An 18,736-nucleotide genomic window follows, 5' to 3' on the forward strand; every position below is an offset into this window, starting at 1 on the left:
AGTAGAATCGCCAGCGCCACTTTCATCGAGAATGATCACCATGAACGACTTTGCCACGTTATTGCAGCAGGGAAATGCCTGGGTATTTATCCCCAGCGCCATATTGTTAGGGGCTTTGCACGGGCTTGAGCCGGGGCATTCGAAAACGATGATGGCGGCATTTATCATCGCGATCAAAGGCACCGTCCGGCAGGCTGTCATGCTCGGTCTGGCGGCCACGGTTTCACATACCGCGATCGTCTGGCTGATTGCATTCGGCGGGATGTTCATCAGTAACCGTTTTACCGCTGAATCGGCTGAACCCTGGCTCCAGCTGGTCTCCGCCGTGATTATCGTGGGCACGGCGACGTGGATGTTCTGGCGGACATTTCGTGGTGAAAGTGCCTGGAAGCAGCAACAGAGCGGCGCAGGGCATACGCACGGTCATGGCTCTCATGATCACCATCACGACCATGCTCAGGGGTTTATTCAGTCGGCCAGCGTGCCTCACGCTATTCACGCCAAACCGGCGAGCCTGACGGGTTTTCGCGTCAACGTTGCCGCGCAGGAATATCAGGATGCACACGAAAGGGCGCACGCAGGGGATATCGCCCGGCGGTTCGCGACCAAAGACGTCACCAACTGGCAGATTTTGTTCTTCGGCCTGACCGGCGGACTGATCCCCTGTCCGGCGGCGATTACCGTTTTGCTGATCTGCATCCAGCTGAAAGCGCTGGCGCTGGGTGCCGCACTGGTGGTGTGTTTCAGTCTCGGGCTGGCGTTAACGCTGGTGACCGTAGGTGTCGGTGCAGCGGTGAGTGTCCGGCATGTCGCGAAACGCTGGAGTGGATTCAATACGCTCGCCCGCCGCGCACCGTATTTTTCCAGCGTACTGATTGGCATCGTGGGTATTTATATGGGCGTACACGCCTTTATCGGGCTGGCAGGATTAACCGGATGATGAAAACAAAGAAAGCCCGACCGGGCTTTCTTTAACTGAAACTTATCTTACTGAAGATCAGGCTTATTTGCGGCCAAGCAGCAAACCGAGCACGACGCCGATAGCGCCCGCTGCAATCAATCCTGACAACGGATTTTCTTTAATCTTATCGGCAACATCTGAAACCACTTCACTCGCCTGTGCGGAGTATTTACGCGCCGCGCCTTTCAACTGGTGCTTTGGTGAATCCACAAAGTCGCCAAATTGCTTCTGCGCTTCTCCGGCGAACTCGTTGGCTTTGTTTTCGACCTTATCAGCCAGACGATCTGCATCATTTTCGAATTCTTGAGATGACATTTTAGTGCTCCTTTGTTTGTGACAGCTTTTAAGCGTAGTCGGAAAACACGATGTCTGCCGGATTCTTGTCTGAAAAGTCGGGACAGACGCGCTGATGACGTCCATCCCGCTATCCGCTATGCTTCTTTGATCATCTCGCACGGATTTCGGGCCATTCTTTGTGTGTACGCACGGCGGTACGGCATTGAATCAATGCGCTTTCAGCGTTTTAGCAACATATTGAATCACCAATAAAATGGACATCAAACAGCTTATTTATCTTTGCAATCTTGAACGGGAACGTCATTTCGGGCGGGCGGCGCAAGCCAGTTTTGTCAGCCAGCCAACGCTGTCGATGCGGCTCAAAAACCTTGAAAAAGAACTCGGGCTGAACCTGATCAACCGGGGTAACAATTTCGAAGGCTTCACCGCCGAAGGCTTGCGGGTGCTGAGCTGGGCGCGTGAAATTGTGGCGGTTTACGAAGGCCTCAAGCTGGAAGTGGAATCCCTCAAACAGGGCATGAGCGGAACGCTACGTATTGGCGTCATGCCGCAATGCAGCGTTTCGCTGGCGCAGCTGATTAAAGCGGTGAGCCTGGCACATCCGGGGCTGGATTATCGTGTGTCGGAAGTCAGTGCCGATCAGCTGATTGAAGCGCTGAGCAGCCATTCCGTGGATGTCGGCATCGGCTTCTTTGAATTCTCAACGCTCAACGAACTGCGTTTCCAGCTGGTTTCGCTTGATGACGGCGGCGTGGACGTGGTGTATCACCCGGACCATTTCCCTGAGCTGGACAATGTCGGGCTGATCACCGCCGAACAGGCCGCGGCGTTGCCTTTGTGTCTGTCCGAGCCGAGCCGCTATTTCCGCCGCTATCTGGATAATTTCTTCCGTCAGGCCGGGCTGGAATTGCATCCGCGTCTGGAAAGCACCTCGATATTTCAGCTGATGCAGGGCGTGTTTGTCGGCATCGGTTGTGCGTTAGTGCCGGGCGGGCATCTGATTGATGAAATGCATCCGGCACTGAAACGCTGCCCGCTGGACATCACGCCAATGACCCGCCACGCGGCGCTGGTGGTGGCCGAACCGGGCAGGGCGACGGCGCTGGCGCAGCATTTCTTTACGGCAGCCGGGCTGTGGCTGACGCAGCAACAACCGCTTAAACTCCCGGCGACAATCAAATAAACCCGGCATCACCGGTTTATCTCCCTTTTCCTATTGATGAATTCATCAATTAAGACCAAGCTTTCCCGCAATATATCAGTGAAATGAATGGAGCAGCACATGAAAGCATTAAAGACCGGCGTTCTGGCAATGGTCGCGGGCAGCCTGTTACTGGCAGCCTCCGCACAGGCATCAAATAACCTGCTGGGACAACTGCAACAGGCGGCCACCGACGGGCTGAACAGTGCCGGAACAACTTCAGGGACGGGGACTACGTCATCGCTGACTTCACTGCTTAACGGCGGCGATAAAGCGCTGACCTCCACAAGCGCGACCAACGTCGCCGGTGTGTTGCAGTACTGCGTGAAAAACAACGTGCTTTCCAAAGCCAGCACCGAGAACGTGAAAGATCAACTGCTGAACAAACTGGGGATCCAGAGCGCGTCTGGCGCAGAAAGTAAGGACTACCAGCAGGGGCTGGGTGGCTTGCTGAAAACCGGTAAAGACCAGAGCGTTGACCTGAATAATCTGGGCAGCGGGTTATCGCAGGTGAAAGAGAAAGTGAAAACCAAAGCGTGTGATGTGGTGCTGAAGCAGGCGAAATCATTCATCTGATGATTGCAGAGGCCGCTGCAACGGCGGCTTTTTACTTCAAATTCAAAATCAAAGTCGTGGGCGTCGGCCCACACCGACCAGAGGGAGAATAAACCTTCTCCCTCTGGACTCCCGCGTTTTTTAAAACAAGCGCTACCGCTTGCTCGCTATGTTTCAGCAACTTCGGCGAGTGCCGCAAAATCCCGCCGCTGCGCGGTTCCCTCCCGTCGGTTTACAAACCGCGCGAAAAGAGTCGCGGTTTTCCACCTCTCCATACGGCGCGATTCTTGAAAGCGGCCACTGGCTATGTAATTCGGGGTTCAGTTCACTCACGAGGGGAAGGCCGGGATGGGGTGTTGGTTTTAGCGGCTCAGTGGTCTGCTAAACCCCCTCCCGGCCTCCCCTTCGCAGGGGGAGGAGCAAACCAAACCGTCGCTATATTTAAAAATGCCTCAAGCCGCTTTCAGAAAGCTTGCTGAGTGAGTGTTTCGAGACCTTAGGCTCGAAGACCGAAATGAAGGTACCGCGCAGCGGCAAGTTTTCGCGGCAATAGCCGGAGTTGCTGAAATATAACCAGCGAGCGGCAGCGCGTGTTGAGAAAAAGCGTGGGAGATCAAAGAGGGAGGCGCTTTCCTCCCTCTTTGGCGGTTTCGGCGCAGGGAGTTAAGCGTTCACTGCACTTGAGAAACCGAAACTTGCTCGAGCAATTTACTGCCCCTCACTGCAAGTGAGAAACCGAAATAAAAAGGGGTCAAAGGGCACTCCCTTTCACTCCGCATACACCTTCTCTTTACTCTCACACAAATCTTCAATCAAACACGATCCGCACCGTGGCTTCCTCGCAATACACGTATAGCGCCCGTGCAGGATCAACCAGTGATGGCAATCGAGCTTAAACCCGGCGGGGACGACTTTGAGGAGTTTTTCTTCCACGTCATCGACGGTCTTACCTGGCGCGAATTTCGTCCGGTTACAGACGCGGAAAATGTGCGTATCGACGGCAATCGTCGGCCAGCCGAAAGCGGTGTTGAGCACCACGTTGGCGGTTTTACGCCCGACGCCCGGCAGGGCTTCCAGCGCGGCGCGGTCTTCCGGCACTTCGCCGTTGTGTTTTTCCAGCAAAATCCGGCAGGTTTTGATGACGTTTTCGGCTTTCGAATTAAACAGGCCGATGGTTTTGATGTATTGCTTCACACCGTCCACGCCGAGCGCCAGAACGGACTCCGGCGTGTTCGCGACCGGATAAAGTTTCGCAGTCGCTTTATTTACGCTGACATCCGTCGCCTGCGCGGAAAGTAACACCGAAATCAGCAGCTCGAACGGCGTGGTGTACACCAGTTCAGTCGTGGGATGCGGGTTGTTGTCCCGCAAACGGCTGAGGATCTCAATGCGCTTTTCCTTATTCATGAACACTTCCCTTTGGCAAACTGTCTTCGGCGGCAACGTGTTGCACCGCTTTACGCGCTTTCATGCGCTGATCAATCAGGTATTTGGCCGCCAGCAGCAGACCCAGACCGATAAACGCGCCCGGCGGCAACATCGCCAGCAGGAACGGGTTATCCAGATGAATCACTTCAACGCGCAGCACTTTCGCCCAGCCGCCAAGCAGCAAATCCGCGCCGTTAAACAACACGCCGCTGCCCAGAATTTCACGCATCGAACCGAGGACGAACATTGCGCACGTCGCCCCGAGGCCGGTCATGGCACCGTCCAGCGCCGCCAGATGCACCGGGCTGTTTGCTGCGCAGGCTTCCGCCCGTCCGACCACCACACAGTTGGTCACAATCAGCGGAATGAAGATCCCCAGTGCCTGATACAAACCAAAAGCATAGGCGTTAATCAGCATTTCAACGGTACTGACCACCGATGCGATGATCAGCACGTAAATCGGGATACGGATTTCATCCGGGATCCACTTACGGAACGCGGAAATCATGCCGTTAGTACAGGTCAGCACCAGCGTGGTCGCCAGCCCTAAACCTAAGGCGTTAGTCGCGGTGGACGTCACGGCCAGCAGCGGGCAAAGCCCCAGCAGCTGGACCAGCGAGGAGTTATTGGTCCACAGACCCTGAACGATTATCTTTCTGGCTTCACTCATCACGGGCTCCACAAGGGGTGAGGTGGGAAAGCTGAGACGGCACCGTCCCGATAAATAACGCCGTGCGTTTTACCGAGCGCACGACAGCGCGCGGGGTAATGGTCGCACCGGTAAACTGATCAAACACGCCGCCATCTTTCTTCACAGCCCAGCGCGGGTCGCTGGCACCGTTCACGGTTTCGTTGGCGAAATGCTTGATCCAGTCAGAAATACGCACTTCAATTTTGTCGCCAAGCCCCGGCGTTTCATGCTGTTCGAGTACGCGGGAACCGTAGACTTTGCCATGAAAATCGGCGGCGACCAGCAGCTGGATCGCACCGGAATAGCCGTCAGGCGCGGTGGTTTCTACCACGGCAGCCACCGGTTCGCCGCCTTTGCGCGCCAGATACATGCGGTGCGGCGTGGCGGTGCCGAGCGATTCATCCGTGACGTTGTAACATTCGTCCTGCATGTTGTTATCGTAAACGCTGGCCGGGATCACCTGATCAAACAACGTTTTTTGCTGTAGCAGCGCCTGATGTTCAATCGTCGGCTTGGTCAGCAGGTTTACGATGGCGGTCATGCCGGTCATCAGTGCGCCAAAGAAAGCCAGAATCAGGCCGTGGCGTCGCATTGTAGCTAACATAATTCTTCCTCAGCGATGCCCGTAAACACGTGGTTGAGTGTAATGGTCAATCAGCGGCACGGTAATGTTGGCCAGTAAAACCGCAAAAGCCACGCCGTCGGGATACCCGCCGTAGGTGCGGATAAGCCAGACCAGCAAACCTATTAATGCGCCGAAAACCAGACGGCCTTTTGGCGTGGTTGACGCCGTCACCGGGTCGGTGGCGATAAAGAACGCGCCGAGCATGGTCGCACCGGAGAACAGCCCCACCAGCGGCGATGAATAGCTTTCCGGCGCCAGGCCCCATGCGACGGCGGCGCAGAACGCCAGCATACCGAGCATCGCCACCGGAATGTGCCAGCTGATGATTTTACGCCACATCAGGAACAGGCCACCGGCCAGAAAACCGAGGTTAATCCACTGCCAGCCCAGACCCGCCAGCGTGCCGCTAAACAGCGGCGTGGCCAGAATCTGATCCGCCGTATGACCGGAGCGCAGACCGGTTTTAAACGCATCCAGCGGCGTCGCCTGCGTCACACCATCAACATTCATCTGCAACTGATAGGCCGTCAGATCCTGTCCGCTGTGGCCGGTGAAAATGGTCAGCAGCGTATCGGTGAAGCTGACGTGATGATGTTGCAGCGCGTCCGGCGGCAGCCAGGTGGTCATCTGCACCGGGAACGAAATCAGCAGCACCACGTAACCGACCATCGCCGGGTTAAACGGGTTTTGCCCCAGACCGCCATACAGCTGTTTGGCGATGATGATGGCGAAAAACGTGCCAAGCACCACCATCCACCACGGGCCGAGCGGCGGCAGGCTGATGCCGATTAAAATGGCCGTCAGCAGGGCGCTGTTATCGCCCAGACGTTTTTTTACCGGCTGTTTGCGCAGTTGCAGAACGGCACTTTCTGCCAGCAGAGCAACCACGATCGCCAGTGCGAGCTGAACCAGCGTTCCGTAGCCGAAAAACCAAATCTGAGCGATCAGACCCGGAATACACGCCAGAATCACCATCATCATGATGGTGCTGGTGTTTTGGCGGTTATGTGTAAAAGGTGAACTTGCGATCCTGAAGGCCATCTATTCCTCGTTCGACATTGTCTGAGCGGCTTTACGGGCCTTAACTCGGGCGATCGCAGCAGCCACGGCGGCTTTGCGTGGATCGCTTTCTTGTTGTGTTGTGTCTTCTGGTTCTGAAGATGAAATATCCGCAGCCGACTCTTCTGCCTCACTCTGCGCTGCGGCTTTTTTGGCTTTCGCACGGGCAATGGCGGCGGCAACAGCGGCTTTACGCTTGTCGTCAGCGGAAGGTTCTGCCGGTGACGTTGTCACGCTTTCATCATTATTGATCTGCGCCGCTGCGGCTTTCTTCGCTTTTACACGGGCGATAGCGGCAGCCACGGTGGCTTTGCGATCGTCTTCAGCGGTCGGTGGCGTTTCAGGCACCGGTTCAGAGGCCACCGGGATTTCCTGTGCGGCAGCCGCTTTTTTGGCTTTAGCGCGGGCAATGGCGGCGGCCAGTGCGACCTGACGCGGATCCACTTCGGCTGTTTCAGCTACCGTTTCAGTCACGGTTTCGGCGACCGGCGCGTCGTCCACCGGCGTTTCACTCAGCTTCACGGCGGCTTTCTGGTGTTTCTCTTCGCGGGCAATTTTCTCGCGTTCCATACGCGCCTGTTTGGCTTCAAAACGCGCTTTGGCTTCGGTCGCACGGGCGGTTTCGCTGTCGATGGCGCGAATTTCGGCCTTTTCCTGGCGGTAATATTGCACCAGCGGAATGTTGCTCGGGCAGACGTACGCACAGGCGCCGCATTCGATGCAATCGAACAGGTTATGGTTACGCGCTTTCTCGTGTTCTTCGCCACGGCTGAACCAGTAAAGCTGCTGCGGCAGCAAACCGGCCGGGCAGGATTCGGCGCAAAGGCTGCAACGGATACAGGCTTCTTCCGGCTCCGGCTGACCGAGTTCCGATTCGGACGGAGCCAGCAGGCAGTTGGAAATCTTAACGACCGGCACATCGAGCGACGGCAGGGTAAAGCCCATCAGCGGGCCGCCCATGATCACCATCTTTTTGTTGCCCTGTGGCTGTAACGCGCCTTCCTGCATCAGATGCGAAACCGGCGTGCCCAGACGCGCCCAGACGTTGCCAGGTTTCGCCATCGCTTCACCGGTCAGCGTCACGACACGTTCGATCAGCGGTTCGCCGTCGAGTATTGCGCGTTTGATCGCGTAAACCGTGCCGACGTTCTGCATCAGCACGCCGATTGACGACGAGTGATGACCTTTAGGCACTTCAAGGCCGGTCAGAATTTTGGTCAGCTGTTTGGCACCGCCGGACGGATATTTGGTCGGCACCACGCGCAGTTCGAAGCGGATACCGTTAGCCAGATCCTGCTGTGCCGTGGCTTTAATCGCGGTTTTAAACGCCGCAATGGCTTCCGGTTTATTGTCCTCGATGCCGATCAGCACGCGTTCCGGGCTGAGCATATGGCAGAGAATGCGCGTGCCCTCGAGGATCTGACCGGCATGTTCCTGCATCAGCCGGTCATCGGCGGTGATGTAGGGTTCGCATTCGGCGGCGTTGAGGATCAGCGTGCGCGTGGAGGTCAGGCCGCCCGCGAGTTTACTGGCGGTCGGGAAACCTGCGCCGCCCAATCCGGCGATACCGGCCTGGCTGATGCGCTGGTTCAGATCCCCGGCGGAAAGCTGGCGGTAATCGGCCACAATGTCGCGTTCGCACCAGGTGTCTTGCCCGTCGGCGTCAATCAGCACGCAGAGTTCTTTCAGGCCGGAAGGGTGCGCGGTAATGTGCGGTTCGATGGCGGTAATCACGCCCGATGTCGGTGCGTGTACCGGCACGGTGCGGCCACGGCCTGTCGTCAGCGGCTGGCCTTTTAAAACGCGGTCACCGGCTTTCACACACAGCTCGCCTTCAGGGCCAAGATGCTGCTGAAGAGGAATGATAAAGCGCTCAGGCAACGGCACGTTGCGCAGCGGAACGTGGCTCGATTGGGTCTTCATTTCCGGCGGATGGATACCGCCGTCGAAGTCCCAGACCTTGTCTTTTTTGAGCGCGGCAAACAGATTAAGCATGTTACTCCGCATGGATGACCTGAACCGGAATGGATTGCAAATCCCACTTCCAGTTAGCGGTGGTGGTTTTGATCGGCAGCATTTCGATGCAGTCCGTCGGGCACGGCGCGACGCACAGGTCACAGCCGGTACATAAATCGGTAATCACGGTATGCACGGCGCGGGTCGCGCCCACAATCGCATCGACCGGGCAGGCCTGAATGCATTTGGTGCAGCCGATGCAGTTGCTTTCGTCGATGTACGCCACTTTGCGCACCGGCACTGCGGCGGCGACGTCTTCGCCCATCGGTTGTGGCTCGACGTTGAGCAGGGTGGCCAGCTTGAGCATCACCGCTTCGCCGCCCGGTACACATTTGTTGATGTTGTCGCCATTGGCCACGGCTTCGGCGTAAGGCTTACAGCCGGGATAGCCGCATTGCGCGCACTGGCTTTGCGGCAGGATATCGTCAATCTGATCGACAACCGGGTTGCCTTCAACGGCAAAACGACGCGAGGCGTAACCCAGCAGCAGGCCAAAAACCAGCGCCAGTGCGGTCAGCGCGCCAATCGCTACCCATAATTCAAACATTAGAATTTCACCAGACCCGTGAAGCCCATAAAGGCCAGTGACATCAGGCCCGCCGTGACCAGCGCAATCGAAGATCCTTTGAACGGCGCAGGCACGTCAGCGACCACCAGACGCTCACGAATGGCGGCGAACAATACCATCACCAGCGAGAAGCCGAGTGAGGCGGCGAAACCGTAGAGCGCGGACTGCATGAAATTCAGTTGCTGGTTGATGTTAAGCAGCGCCACGCCAAGCACGGCGCAGTTTGTGGTAATTAGCGGCAGGAAAATACCCAGCAGGCGATACAGCGACGGGCTGGTTTTGCGCACGACCATTTCGGTGAACTGCACGACGACGGCGATCACCAGAATGAACGCCATGGTGCGCAGATACACCAGACCCAGCGGCATCAGAATGAAGGTGTTGACCATCCACGAACAGATATTCGACAAGGTGATCACGAACGTGGTCGCCAGCCCCATGCCGATCGCGGATTCCAGTTTCTTGGACACGCCCATAAACGGGCAAAGTCCGAGGAACTTCACCAGAACAAAGTTATTCACCAGCATGGTGCCGACAAACAGTAATAAGTAAGAGGTCATGACAATTGCCCGGACATAATAAACATTAAAACTTCAGGGTTATTCCGTGAAGGTTTCTTTCACCCGCAGTGAGCGCTTGAAATAAGGCACAAACACGGCGGCGGCCAATAAAGGTAACAGCAAGTTACGCACGGCCAGATCATCGGTAACCGGTGAGAATGCAAAGGCTTTTACTGCCAGCAAGACCGTACACAGCAACCAGATAATATACATTTTTGGTAACGCTCTGGCACGCTTACAGAATTGCCAGAGAACCGCAACGGTAAATACCCACATCGCTAATGTGGTCACCACGGAGAAATACCATTGCAGCGTAAAGGCCTGCGAATTGGTGAATAAATATTCGCGTGATTCCGGCATAAATACGGCCATTGAAAACAGGAACAGCATTAATAAAACGCTCAGCAGCGTGACAATCAGATACGCCATCGGGGCCAGTAACCACCCGCCGATTCGTTTGTAGCCCGGATTATTCGACATAAAAAGCCTATATTACGCGGATTTCGCCATCACTCAGACGGGGCGTTTTCCCCGACCTTCAAGGCGCAGTAGCTTAACCTGTGAGGGTAATTCTCGTTATCGTATTTATGTGATCAATACTTTCATCCTTCACGCTGTCTCGGCGTTGGCTTCCTTCGCGCACCCCGGTCACATACTTTTGTATGCTCCCAGGGATTTGCTCAGTTGCCGCCTTGATACAGCGCGAATGATTTCAGTATTAGAAAAGGAGGGGAATTAGTGAACCGGAACCAGAATTTCTGTGGCGACGATGACCACAATCAGCCCGACGAGGACCGGCACGGAGGTGCGTTTCACCACTTCAAACGGGGAAATTTTTGCCATACCCGCTACGGCCACCACCACGCCGGAAACCGGTGAAATGGTGCGTCCGAGGTTAGACGCCTGCAACATCGGGATCACCAGATATTCCGGGTTGATGCCCATTTTTGCCGCCAGTTTCGGGATAAGTTCCACGAACGCATAAAACGACGCATTGCCCGAGCCGGTGGTCATCGCGGCCAGAACGGTGATGGTGACCAGCACCAGCATCATAATAATGCTGCCGGAACCAAAGTTTTGCGCCAGCCCGATCAGGCTGCTGATAAAGCCGACGGTGCTCAGACCCTGCGCGAAAACGCCTGCTGCCACCAGCAGCATCACGACGTTGGCAAATGCATCCGCCATGCCGCGATATGCCACGTCCAGCCCGGCAAACACCACTTTCCCGTTGCGGTTACGCACCGTTTCAATCAGCGCAGTCAGCAACATGCAGATCACCAGGATGGTAATGATGTGCAGATTCGGGCCCCATTTGCCGTCAAAAATCAGCACCCCGATAATCGGCGTGAAAGGCAAAATGGCGTAAAACGCCGGGGCGTTGGTTTCAATAACATCCTCTTTATTGGAATCAACGCTATCCACCACGGCGGTATCGCGTTTATCCAGATACCGCTGCCAGAAGAAATGTGCGACGGACATTGCCACAATGGCAGCAATTGAAATCGGCAGGGTGACTTTAAAGGCAAAATCAACCAGCGGCATATTGGCGGCCTGCGCGGCCAGCACCACATCGCCGGACGTCGGAGAAAGAATAATCGCCGCCGGAGACGCACAAATTGCCGCCGCCGCGCCACGGCTGATCCCGACGTTGACCATAATCGGGAACAGCGTCGCCATCAGCAGCACGCCGAGACCGGTCGCGGAAGACACCGCCAGCGACATCAGACACGCCAGAATATAGGCTGCAACCATCAGAATGTACGGTGAGTTAATCATCTTTAACGGGCGGGATGCGAGTTTTACCACCACGTCATTAGCGCCGATATGCGTCATGTACGCCGCGAAACCGCACAGCATCATGATCATCATCCCGAGATCGCCGCCACGACTCATCAGCAGGATTTTGACGTATTCCACGATATCTGTGGCGTTCCAGCCGGTGCTCTTCGTACCTTCCGGCAGCACGCTGTGGCCCATTAACGCACTGATAATCAGCAGTAATAACCCGCCCACCATCAGCACGCCGGTTGGCGAATATCCCTTGATGATGTACCGCCCGACAAACACGGCCACCACCAGGCCTGTTAATAACTCTGTCATATTTGTATTCCCCGAGATTAAATTTGGATCCAAGTGAAAGGCGGGCACTTTGAACAATTATCCGGTTGGGCGTCATGACGCTTATCAAGTATCGGTGATGAAATAGCGGAGAGGATTGATATTTGTGATGTATGACCGACATCACCAAACGGTTTCTGCGGTGCTCATATGCCGCACAGGGCTTTTAAAAGCAGTATTTTTAATAGCGGTGATCGCTCAGCTCAGGTCAAGACCTTGGGTTGCCACCCAAACCCACAAGACCTTGGGTTGCCACCCAAACTGGCCTCAAGGAGCGCCTGTCGCCGCGCCCCTTGAGAATCCCGGGCTCTTTCACTGCGCGCTATCGCTGGCACTGTTTCAGCAACGCCGGTTAGTGCCGCAAAATCCCGCCGCTGCGCGGTTCCCTCCCGTCGGGTTACAAACCGCGCGAAAAGATACGCGGTTTTCCACCTCTCCATACGGCGTGATTTTTGAAAGCGGCCAGAGGCTATGTAATCCGGAAGATTAATGCTGATGTTTTTGCTCCTTCCCCTTGGCAAGGGGAAGGCGGGGATGGGGTTCTAAATGGCAACTTTAAAGCTGAGTTGTTTGCAAAACCCCCTCCCGGCCTCCCCCTTCGCAGGGGGAGGAGCAAACCAGCCGCTCGTTAATGCTTGCAGAATGGCATAGCCTCCGGCCGCTTTCAGAAAGCTTGCTGAGTGAGAGTTTCGAGACCGAAGGCTCGAACACCGAAACGAAGGCACCGCGTAGCGGCAAGTTTTCGCGGCACTAGCCGGAGTTACTGAAACAGTGCCAGCGAGCGGAGCGCGTGTTGTAAAAGCGTGGAGGAGTCCAGAGGAGGAAAAGCACTTTCCTCCTCTGGGCGGTTTCTGCGCAGCTCGTTAAGTGGTCACAGTTATTGAAAAACCGAAATTTTCACCTTTTAAAAGGTTTTAAAGCCTTTTCCCAAAAGGCTAACGATCACAGTTTCGGGATCTCCCGATAAAACCCGACTCCGATCAGGCGTCCAAACAGAAATGGAATAAATTTCCTCCCCCGTAGCCAGCTTTCCAGCCTGGAAGGGGCACGCTTCCGGGGCTTTTGCCCCACCTTACTGATCATGATCTGTAAGGATTGTGTCGCCCAGGTCGCAAACGCCCGTCGCCGCTGGATGCGCTTCAGATGCCGGAGCGTCAGACGCCCGGATTTCAGCGGTTGCGCGATAATATTCGCGGTCGCCACGGCATCCTGAATCGCAAGATTCACGCCGACACCGCCAATCGGGGACATCGCGTGGGCGGCGTCGCCGATGCACAGCAGCCCCGGTTTGGCCCATTTTTTCAGGCGGTCGATGCGGATCACCAGCAGGCGCACATCGTTCCAGCTTTGAATGTCTTCGCCCAGACGCTCGCGCTCAAACGGTGAGACGTCGGTCAGCAAATCCAGAAAAGGCGGGATGCCGCACGCTTTGAGCGCGTCGAGGCTGTCTTTCGGAATCGAATAACCGCACTGCCAGTAATCGCCCCGGTCGATCATGATGAAGTTTTTCTTCGGGCCGCGATGGCCCATCGACCACTGCGGATCCCCGGCGCGTTTGTTGATTTTCAGCCACAATACGTCACGCGGCGTGCCGTAACGGCGGATTTCCATGCCAGCCTGTTCGCGCACAATCGAATTTCTGCCGTCACAACCGACCACCAGATCCGCATTAAAATGTTTTGCCTCGCCGTTAACCTCCGCCAGAACGCCAGACACCTGACATTTATCCTCCAGCAGCGAAAGCACCTGCGCATTGTGGATCAGCCGGAAATTGGGCAGCAGGGCGGCTTTGCTGGCGATGAAATTCAGGAAATCCCACTGCGGCATAAAGGCGATGAATTTGCACTGCGTCGGCAGATGGCTGAAATCCGCCAGCGTGGTTTCTTTGCCGTTGATTTCGCCGTACAGCTTTTCGGCGCGCTGATGCGGCAGGGCAAGAAACTCATCGAGAAAACCCAGTTGCCAGATGATGTCCAGCGTCGACGGGTGAATGGTGTCGCCGCGAAAATCACGCAGAAAATCCCGGTGTTTTTCCAGCACTGTTACATCAATTCCCTGACGGGCCAGCAGGTAGCCCAGCATTAATCCGGCAGGGCCGCCGCCGGCAATACACACGGAGGCGACGGATGCGCGGTCAGTGTTCGTGGTCATGCAAACCTGCCTGATGAAATGAATTTACATGATAACAATTATCATTTGCGCCGAAGGGCGTCAATCCATTGCGTGCGACATGCCTGAACAAATCCTGCACAGCGTCGTAACAATATTGGTGTTTTTTGCACCACCATGATCGCGGTTTTTTTGTCTGAATTTCCGGGTAAAACCACAATTTCACTAAAAATCATCGGTTTATTTTGTTATCTGAAAACTGGCAAACATATTGCAAAGTGGTCCACAGGTTGAGTTGTTGGGCCAATTTTGGCCGATGCGCGGAGAACCACATGCACGGTGAACTGAATTTGTTGCACCCGATCGCTCCTCAGCAAAGTGACACGCTGGTGCTCGATGCGCTGACCCGCTATGTGGCGCAGTCCGGCACCCGCGTGGGAGAAAAATTGCCGCCTGAGCGCGTGCTGGCGGAAGGGCTGGCGGTGAGCCGCAATACCGTCCGCGAGGCGCTGAAACGCTGGGAAGCGCTGGGCATTATTATGCGTAAAAAAGGCAGCGGCACTTTTCTGCAATCCGAAGTCACGGCCAACGACAGCTTCCTGTCCCTGCGCTTTAAAAACGATTCCGCCACCATGCTTCACGCGCTGGAAGTCCGCCGGATTATTGAATGCGAAGCCTCGGCGCTGGCGGCGGTCAGGGCGACGGAAAGCGATTTGCTGTTCATCGAACAAAAGCTTGATGTGATGGAAAAAGTACATCTGAGTGTCGGTTCCGCGGGAGCCGAAGACTGGCAGTTTCACGCCGCGATTTACACCGCCGCGCACAATCCGCTGCTGCTGCAAATGGTCGGCGGCATCTACGACTTACTCCACGCCTTTTTCGAATCGCCGCCAGAACAGGCGCTGTTCAGCGACTCTTTTCCGCTGCACCGGACCTTATTTGAGGCCATCGCGCGGCGTGAACCGGAAACCGCACGCAGGCTGAGTAACGACATTCTGAACATAACTGAACGTGACATGAAGGAAGTGATTAATGCAGCAAGATGATAAAAGCCAGCACGACGAGTTGCACGAATACACCCGTTTAGTCCACGACGGACGCCACGATCGCGGTGCCATTTCACCGCCCATTTACCAGTCTTCATTATTCAGTTTCACCGATTATGACAGCATGATCGCCCGTTTTCGCGGCGACAGTGACCATGCACTGTATTCGCGTGTCGACAACCCGACAGTGATGGAATTGCAGAAAAAGGTCGCGGAACTGGAGGGCGGCGAAGCCTGTCTGGCGTTTGGCAGCGGCATGGCGGCGATCAGTAATTCGATTCTGAGCGTGGCCGGGCCGGGCGACAAAGTGGTGTGCGTGAACCACGTTTACCCCGATACCTACCGCTTCCTGCGCGGATTCTGCACCCGTTTTCAAATCGAGACTCAGTTCGTGGATGGCAGCTCACTGCCTGCGCTGGAAGAGGCGATTCAGGGCGCGAAACTGCTGTATCTGGAAAGCCCGAACAGCTGGGTGATGGGCGAGCAGAATCTGAAAGCGATTGCCGCACTGGCAAAAAAATACGGCGTGATCACGATGATCGACAACAGCTGGGCATCGCCTGTTTTCCAGAAACCGCTGGCGGTGGGTATCGATCTGGTGATCCATTCCGCATCTAAATACATCAGCGGGCACAGCGACGTGGTGGCCGGTCTGGTTATCTCCAGTCAGGAACGCATCGGCGCGATTACCCGTCACATCAGCCCGTTTTTAGGCGGAAAACTGTCGGCCAACGAAGCCTGGCTTTTGCTGCGCGGCCTGCGGACTTTGCCGCTGCGTATGCGTCAGCATCACGAAAGTGCGCTGGAACTGGCGCGCCGTTTACAGGGTTATTCGCGCATTACGCAGGTTAATCATCCCGGTTTAGACCCGCTGCCGGCATCCACGCTGACCGGCTACAGCGGCCTGTTTTCATTCGAACTCAGCGAGGGCATCGACATTCCGACGTTCTGCAACGCGCTGAAATTATTCCGGATGGGCGTGAGCTGGGGCGGATTTGAAAGCCTGGTGATGCCCGCCATTTCCGTTCTGAATCAGGCGGGCGAATTTAACTCGGCGATTGATTTTGGTGTATCGCCACGGGTGATCCGCATTTCTATCGGTCTGGAAGACACCGGCGATCTGTGGCGTGACCTGAAAAACGCCATCGAAAGCGCCTGTGCCTGAAACCGGTTTTAAACATCAACGATTGTTCCTGTGATCCGACCCTTAGCACCGTGGAGAACCCAGATTATGCGACACCCGAAACGTCATGCTTTGCTCAGCGCGCTGGCCCTCAGCGTCAGCCTGTTTTCCTGTGCCGGTTTTGCCGCCACCAAACTGACGCTGGTGGAAGTGATCACCAGCCCGGCGCGTACCGAAATGCTGCAAAAAATGTTGACCGCGTATAAGGCGCAACATCCGGATGTCGAGATTGAAGTGGTTTCACTGCCGTGGGGGCAGGCGTTTGAAAAGCTCGGCACGATGATTCAGAGCGGACAATATCCGGACGTCGTGGAAATGCCTGACACCTGGCAGGGGCTGTACGCCAGCAACGGAATGCTGGCTGACCTCGAACCGCGTCTGAAAAGCTGGGGCGGCACGCCGGATCTCACCGATAAAACGCTGACGATGGCGCGATCTTCCGGCGGCACGGCGACCCTAATCCCTTACGGTTTCTATCTGCGGGCGATGTTCTGGAATAAAAAACTCTTCCAGCAAGCCGGGCTGACCGAACCGCCGAAAACCATGGACGAATTCATGGCTGATGCGAAAAAAATCAGCGCACTGGGCAACGGTATCAGCGGGTATTGCCTGCGCGGCGGCGTCGGTGGCACCAACGCCTGGATGATGTTTATGGCGGCGATGAACGGTTCGCCGGACTTCTTCGACAAAGACGGCAACAGCACGCTGACCAAACCGGGTGCAATCAAAGGGGCGCAGTTCCTGGTGGATATGTACCAGAAAGGCTACGCACCGAAAGACAGCGTGAACTGGGGCTTTAATGAAATCGTCTCCGGCTTCTATTCCGGCAAATGCGCGATGCTCGATCAGGATCCTGACGCGCTGATTGCCATCAAAAATAGCATGAACCCGGACGATTTTTCCGTTGCGCCGATGCCGCTCGGGCCGAACGGCAAAGCGTATCCGACCATCGGTTACACCGGCTGGTCGATGTTCAAACAGGGCAAAAATCAGGATCAAAGCTGGGATCTGATTTCCTTCCTCAGTAACAAAGAAAACAACCTGACGTGGTCGAAATTCGTCGGCACGCTGCCGATTTACAAAGGCGCGGAGCAGGACGCGTATTACCACGCGCCGCAGTTCGCAGGCTGGTTTGCCGAGCTGAACAGCCCGGATTACATCCCGCTGACCATGCCGACGCACCTTAAAGGCTGGGGCTATTTCAACTCGGTGATTGTGAAAGACAGCTCACAAGAAACGCTGCTCGGCCAGAACGACACCGAAAGCATGGTGAAAGACTGGGCGAAATACCTGACCAAAGAGCAAAAGGCGTGGCTGGCTGCGCAGAAGTAAGCCTCCGGCTCCGGCACGGGGTGCCGGAGTTAACACTTTTTTAAATGGAGACGCGTCATGATGTTGGAAGTTTCACCGCCAGACACTGCTGCCGCGCCGCGCTTTCCCCGTTTGCGGGCGCTGCTTGAACCCTGGGTTTATCTCAGCCCGACGATGGTGCTGATTGGCCTGTTTATTTTCGTGCCAATGGCGATCGGCATTTCCTATGCCTTCCAGAATATTCAGCTGCTTAACCCGCTTGATACCGGCTGGGTCGGGCTGGATAACTTCCGCACGATGTTCGACGACCGGCATTTTTACGCCGCGCTGCGCCACACCTTTAACTGGACCGCTACGTCGCTGGTTCTACAGTTTGCGCTGGGGCTCGGTCTGGCGTTGCTGCTTAACCGTGAATTCCCTGGCCGCCGCTGGGTGCAGGCGCTGGTGTTTCTGCCGTGGGCGGTGCCCGCGTTTCTTTCCGGCCTGACCTGGGCGTGGTTGTTCAATCCGGTGATCGGCGTGCTGCCGTACTGGCTGGCGGATTTGCACATTATTTCTGAGCCTTACAACATTTTGTCGGACCCGACACTGGCGCTCTACGGGCCGGTGCTGGCGAATGTCTGGTTCGGCATCCCGTTTTTTGCCATCACGCTGCTGGCGGCGTTGCAGTCGATTCCGAAAGATTTGTACGAGGCGGCGGCGATGGACGGCGCATCCGGCTGGCAGCAGTTTCGCAAAGTCACGCTGCCGTTTCTGGCACCGATGATCGCGATTACCGTCATGCTGCGCACCATCTGGATTGCCAATTTTGCCGACCTGATTGTGGTCATGACCGACGGCGGCCCGGCGAATTCGACGTCGATTCTGTCGAGTTTCATTTTCACCACGGCCTACCGGAAACTCGACTTTGGCTATGCCTCGGCGATGGCGGTATTCCTGCTGGTTCTGATGACGCTGTACGCGCTGGTTTTGCTGCGTATCCGCCATCAGTTATTGAAATAAGGAGAA

18 protein-coding genes are annotated in these 18,736 nt (G+C 55.9%); 7 read left to right on the forward strand and 11 right to left on the reverse strand.

The features are described from left to right. Positions 1–40 precede the first annotated feature (40 nt). A complete protein-coding gene (locus tag ACM5QY_RS15305; protein WP_416121607.1) occupies positions 41–940 on the forward strand; it encodes a nickel/cobalt efflux protein RcnA in 900 nt (299 codons plus the stop codon). Between the two features lie 63 nt (positions 941–1,003). Here ACM5QY_RS15305 and ACM5QY_RS15310 read toward each other — a convergent pair whose 3' ends face one another. Beyond that, positions 1,004–1,276, reverse strand: coding sequence for an ElaB/YgaM/YqjD family protein (locus ACM5QY_RS15310; protein WP_104922127.1), 273 nt, complete (start codon positions 1,274–1,276; stop codon positions 1,004–1,006). A gap of 235 nt (positions 1,277–1,511) precedes the next feature. Between ACM5QY_RS15310 and ACM5QY_RS15315 the strand changes: the two genes are divergently transcribed. Further along, positions 1,512–2,441, forward strand: a complete 930-nt coding sequence (locus ACM5QY_RS15315; RefSeq protein WP_416121608.1) for a LysR family transcriptional regulator — start codon at positions 1,512–1,514, stop codon at positions 2,439–2,441. 99 nt (positions 2,442–2,540) lie between these two features. After that, entirely contained in the window at positions 2,541–3,035 is a 495-nt protein-coding gene (locus tag ACM5QY_RS15320) for a YjjA family protein (protein WP_416121609.1), read from the forward strand. A gap of 747 nt (positions 3,036–3,782) precedes the next feature. Here the strand turns inward: ACM5QY_RS15320 and nth are convergent. The 10 genes from nth to ACM5QY_RS15370 all read right to left on the reverse strand — a co-directional run bounded on the left by nth (position 3,783) and on the right by ACM5QY_RS15370 (position 14,230). Then, positions 3,783–4,421, reverse strand: a complete 639-nt coding sequence (nth, locus tag ACM5QY_RS15325) for an endonuclease III (protein ID WP_416121610.1) — start codon at positions 4,419–4,421, stop codon at positions 3,783–3,785. After that, entirely contained in the window at positions 4,414–5,112 is a 699-nt protein-coding gene (locus tag ACM5QY_RS15330) for an electron transport complex subunit E (protein WP_152326140.1), read from the reverse strand. Before ACM5QY_RS15330 ends, nth begins: the two co-directional genes overlap by 8 nt. Next, on the reverse strand, positions 5,105–5,737 hold the full coding sequence (rsxG, locus tag ACM5QY_RS15335) for an electron transport complex subunit RsxG (RefSeq protein ID WP_218521008.1): 633 nt from the start codon (positions 5,735–5,737) through the stop codon (positions 5,105–5,107). The genes ACM5QY_RS15330 and rsxG overlap by 8 nt, the downstream gene beginning before the upstream one ends. 9 nt (positions 5,738–5,746) lie before the next feature. Then, positions 5,747–6,799, reverse strand: coding sequence for an electron transport complex subunit RsxD (gene rsxD, locus ACM5QY_RS15340; RefSeq protein WP_416121611.1), 1,053 nt, complete (start codon positions 6,797–6,799; stop codon positions 5,747–5,749). Further along, positions 6,800–8,812, reverse strand: a complete 2,013-nt coding sequence (gene rsxC, locus ACM5QY_RS15345; RefSeq protein ID WP_416121612.1) for an electron transport complex subunit RsxC — start codon at positions 8,810–8,812, stop codon at positions 6,800–6,802. A gap of 1 nt (position 8,813) precedes the next feature. After that, positions 8,814–9,380, reverse strand: a complete 567-nt coding sequence (gene rsxB / locus ACM5QY_RS15350) for an electron transport complex subunit RsxB (RefSeq protein ID WP_152326144.1) — start codon at positions 9,378–9,380, stop codon at positions 8,814–8,816. Then, positions 9,380–9,961 carry an electron transport complex subunit RsxA gene (gene rsxA / locus ACM5QY_RS15355; RefSeq protein WP_101078861.1) on the reverse strand — a complete coding sequence of 194 codons (582 nt, stop codon included), beginning with the start codon at positions 9,959–9,961 and terminating at the stop codon, positions 9,380–9,382. The genes rsxB and rsxA overlap by 1 nt, the downstream gene beginning before the upstream one ends. A gap of 39 nt (positions 9,962–10,000) precedes the next feature. Further along, positions 10,001–10,441 carry a DUF2569 domain-containing protein gene (locus ACM5QY_RS15360; RefSeq protein ID WP_416121613.1) on the reverse strand — a complete coding sequence of 147 codons (441 nt, stop codon included), beginning with the start codon at positions 10,439–10,441 and terminating at the stop codon, positions 10,001–10,003. A gap of 255 nt (positions 10,442–10,696) precedes the next feature. Continuing rightward, entirely contained in the window at positions 10,697–12,061 is a 1,365-nt protein-coding gene (gene dcuC / locus ACM5QY_RS15365) for an anaerobic C4-dicarboxylate transporter DcuC (RefSeq protein WP_416121614.1), read from the reverse strand. A 960-nt stretch (positions 12,062–13,021) separates the two neighbouring features. Further along, positions 13,022–14,230, reverse strand: a complete 1,209-nt coding sequence (locus ACM5QY_RS15370) for an FAD-dependent oxidoreductase (protein ID WP_416121615.1) — start codon at positions 14,228–14,230, stop codon at positions 13,022–13,024. A 290-nt stretch (positions 14,231–14,520) separates the two neighbouring features. Here ACM5QY_RS15370 and ACM5QY_RS15375 point away from each other — a divergent pair, with 290 nt between their 5' ends. The 4 genes from ACM5QY_RS15375 (at position 14,521) to ACM5QY_RS15390 (ending at position 18,730) form a co-directional block, all read left to right on the forward strand. Further along, the gene (locus tag ACM5QY_RS15375; protein ID WP_416121616.1) at positions 14,521–15,234 is read left to right on the forward strand and encodes a FadR/GntR family transcriptional regulator; all 714 of its coding nucleotides are present in this window, start codon (positions 14,521–14,523) and stop codon (positions 15,232–15,234) included. Next, on the forward strand, positions 15,221–16,399 hold the full coding sequence (locus tag ACM5QY_RS15380; protein ID WP_416121617.1) for an aminotransferase class I/II-fold pyridoxal phosphate-dependent enzyme: 1,179 nt from the start codon (positions 15,221–15,223) through the stop codon (positions 16,397–16,399). Before ACM5QY_RS15375 ends, ACM5QY_RS15380 begins: the two co-directional genes overlap by 14 nt. A 66-nt stretch (positions 16,400–16,465) precedes the next feature. Beyond that, positions 16,466–17,749, forward strand: coding sequence for an ABC transporter substrate-binding protein (locus ACM5QY_RS15385; protein ID WP_416121618.1), 1,284 nt, complete (start codon positions 16,466–16,468; stop codon positions 17,747–17,749). Positions 17,750–17,806: 57 nt separating this feature from the next. Then, positions 17,807–18,730, forward strand: coding sequence for a carbohydrate ABC transporter permease (locus ACM5QY_RS15390; RefSeq protein WP_416121619.1), 924 nt, complete (start codon positions 17,807–17,809; stop codon positions 18,728–18,730). Positions 18,731–18,736 lie beyond the last annotated feature (6 nt).

Source organism: Rahnella sp. PCH160, assembly GCF_047784855.1.
Taxonomy (GTDB): Bacteria; Pseudomonadota; Gammaproteobacteria; order Enterobacterales; family Enterobacteriaceae; genus Rahnella.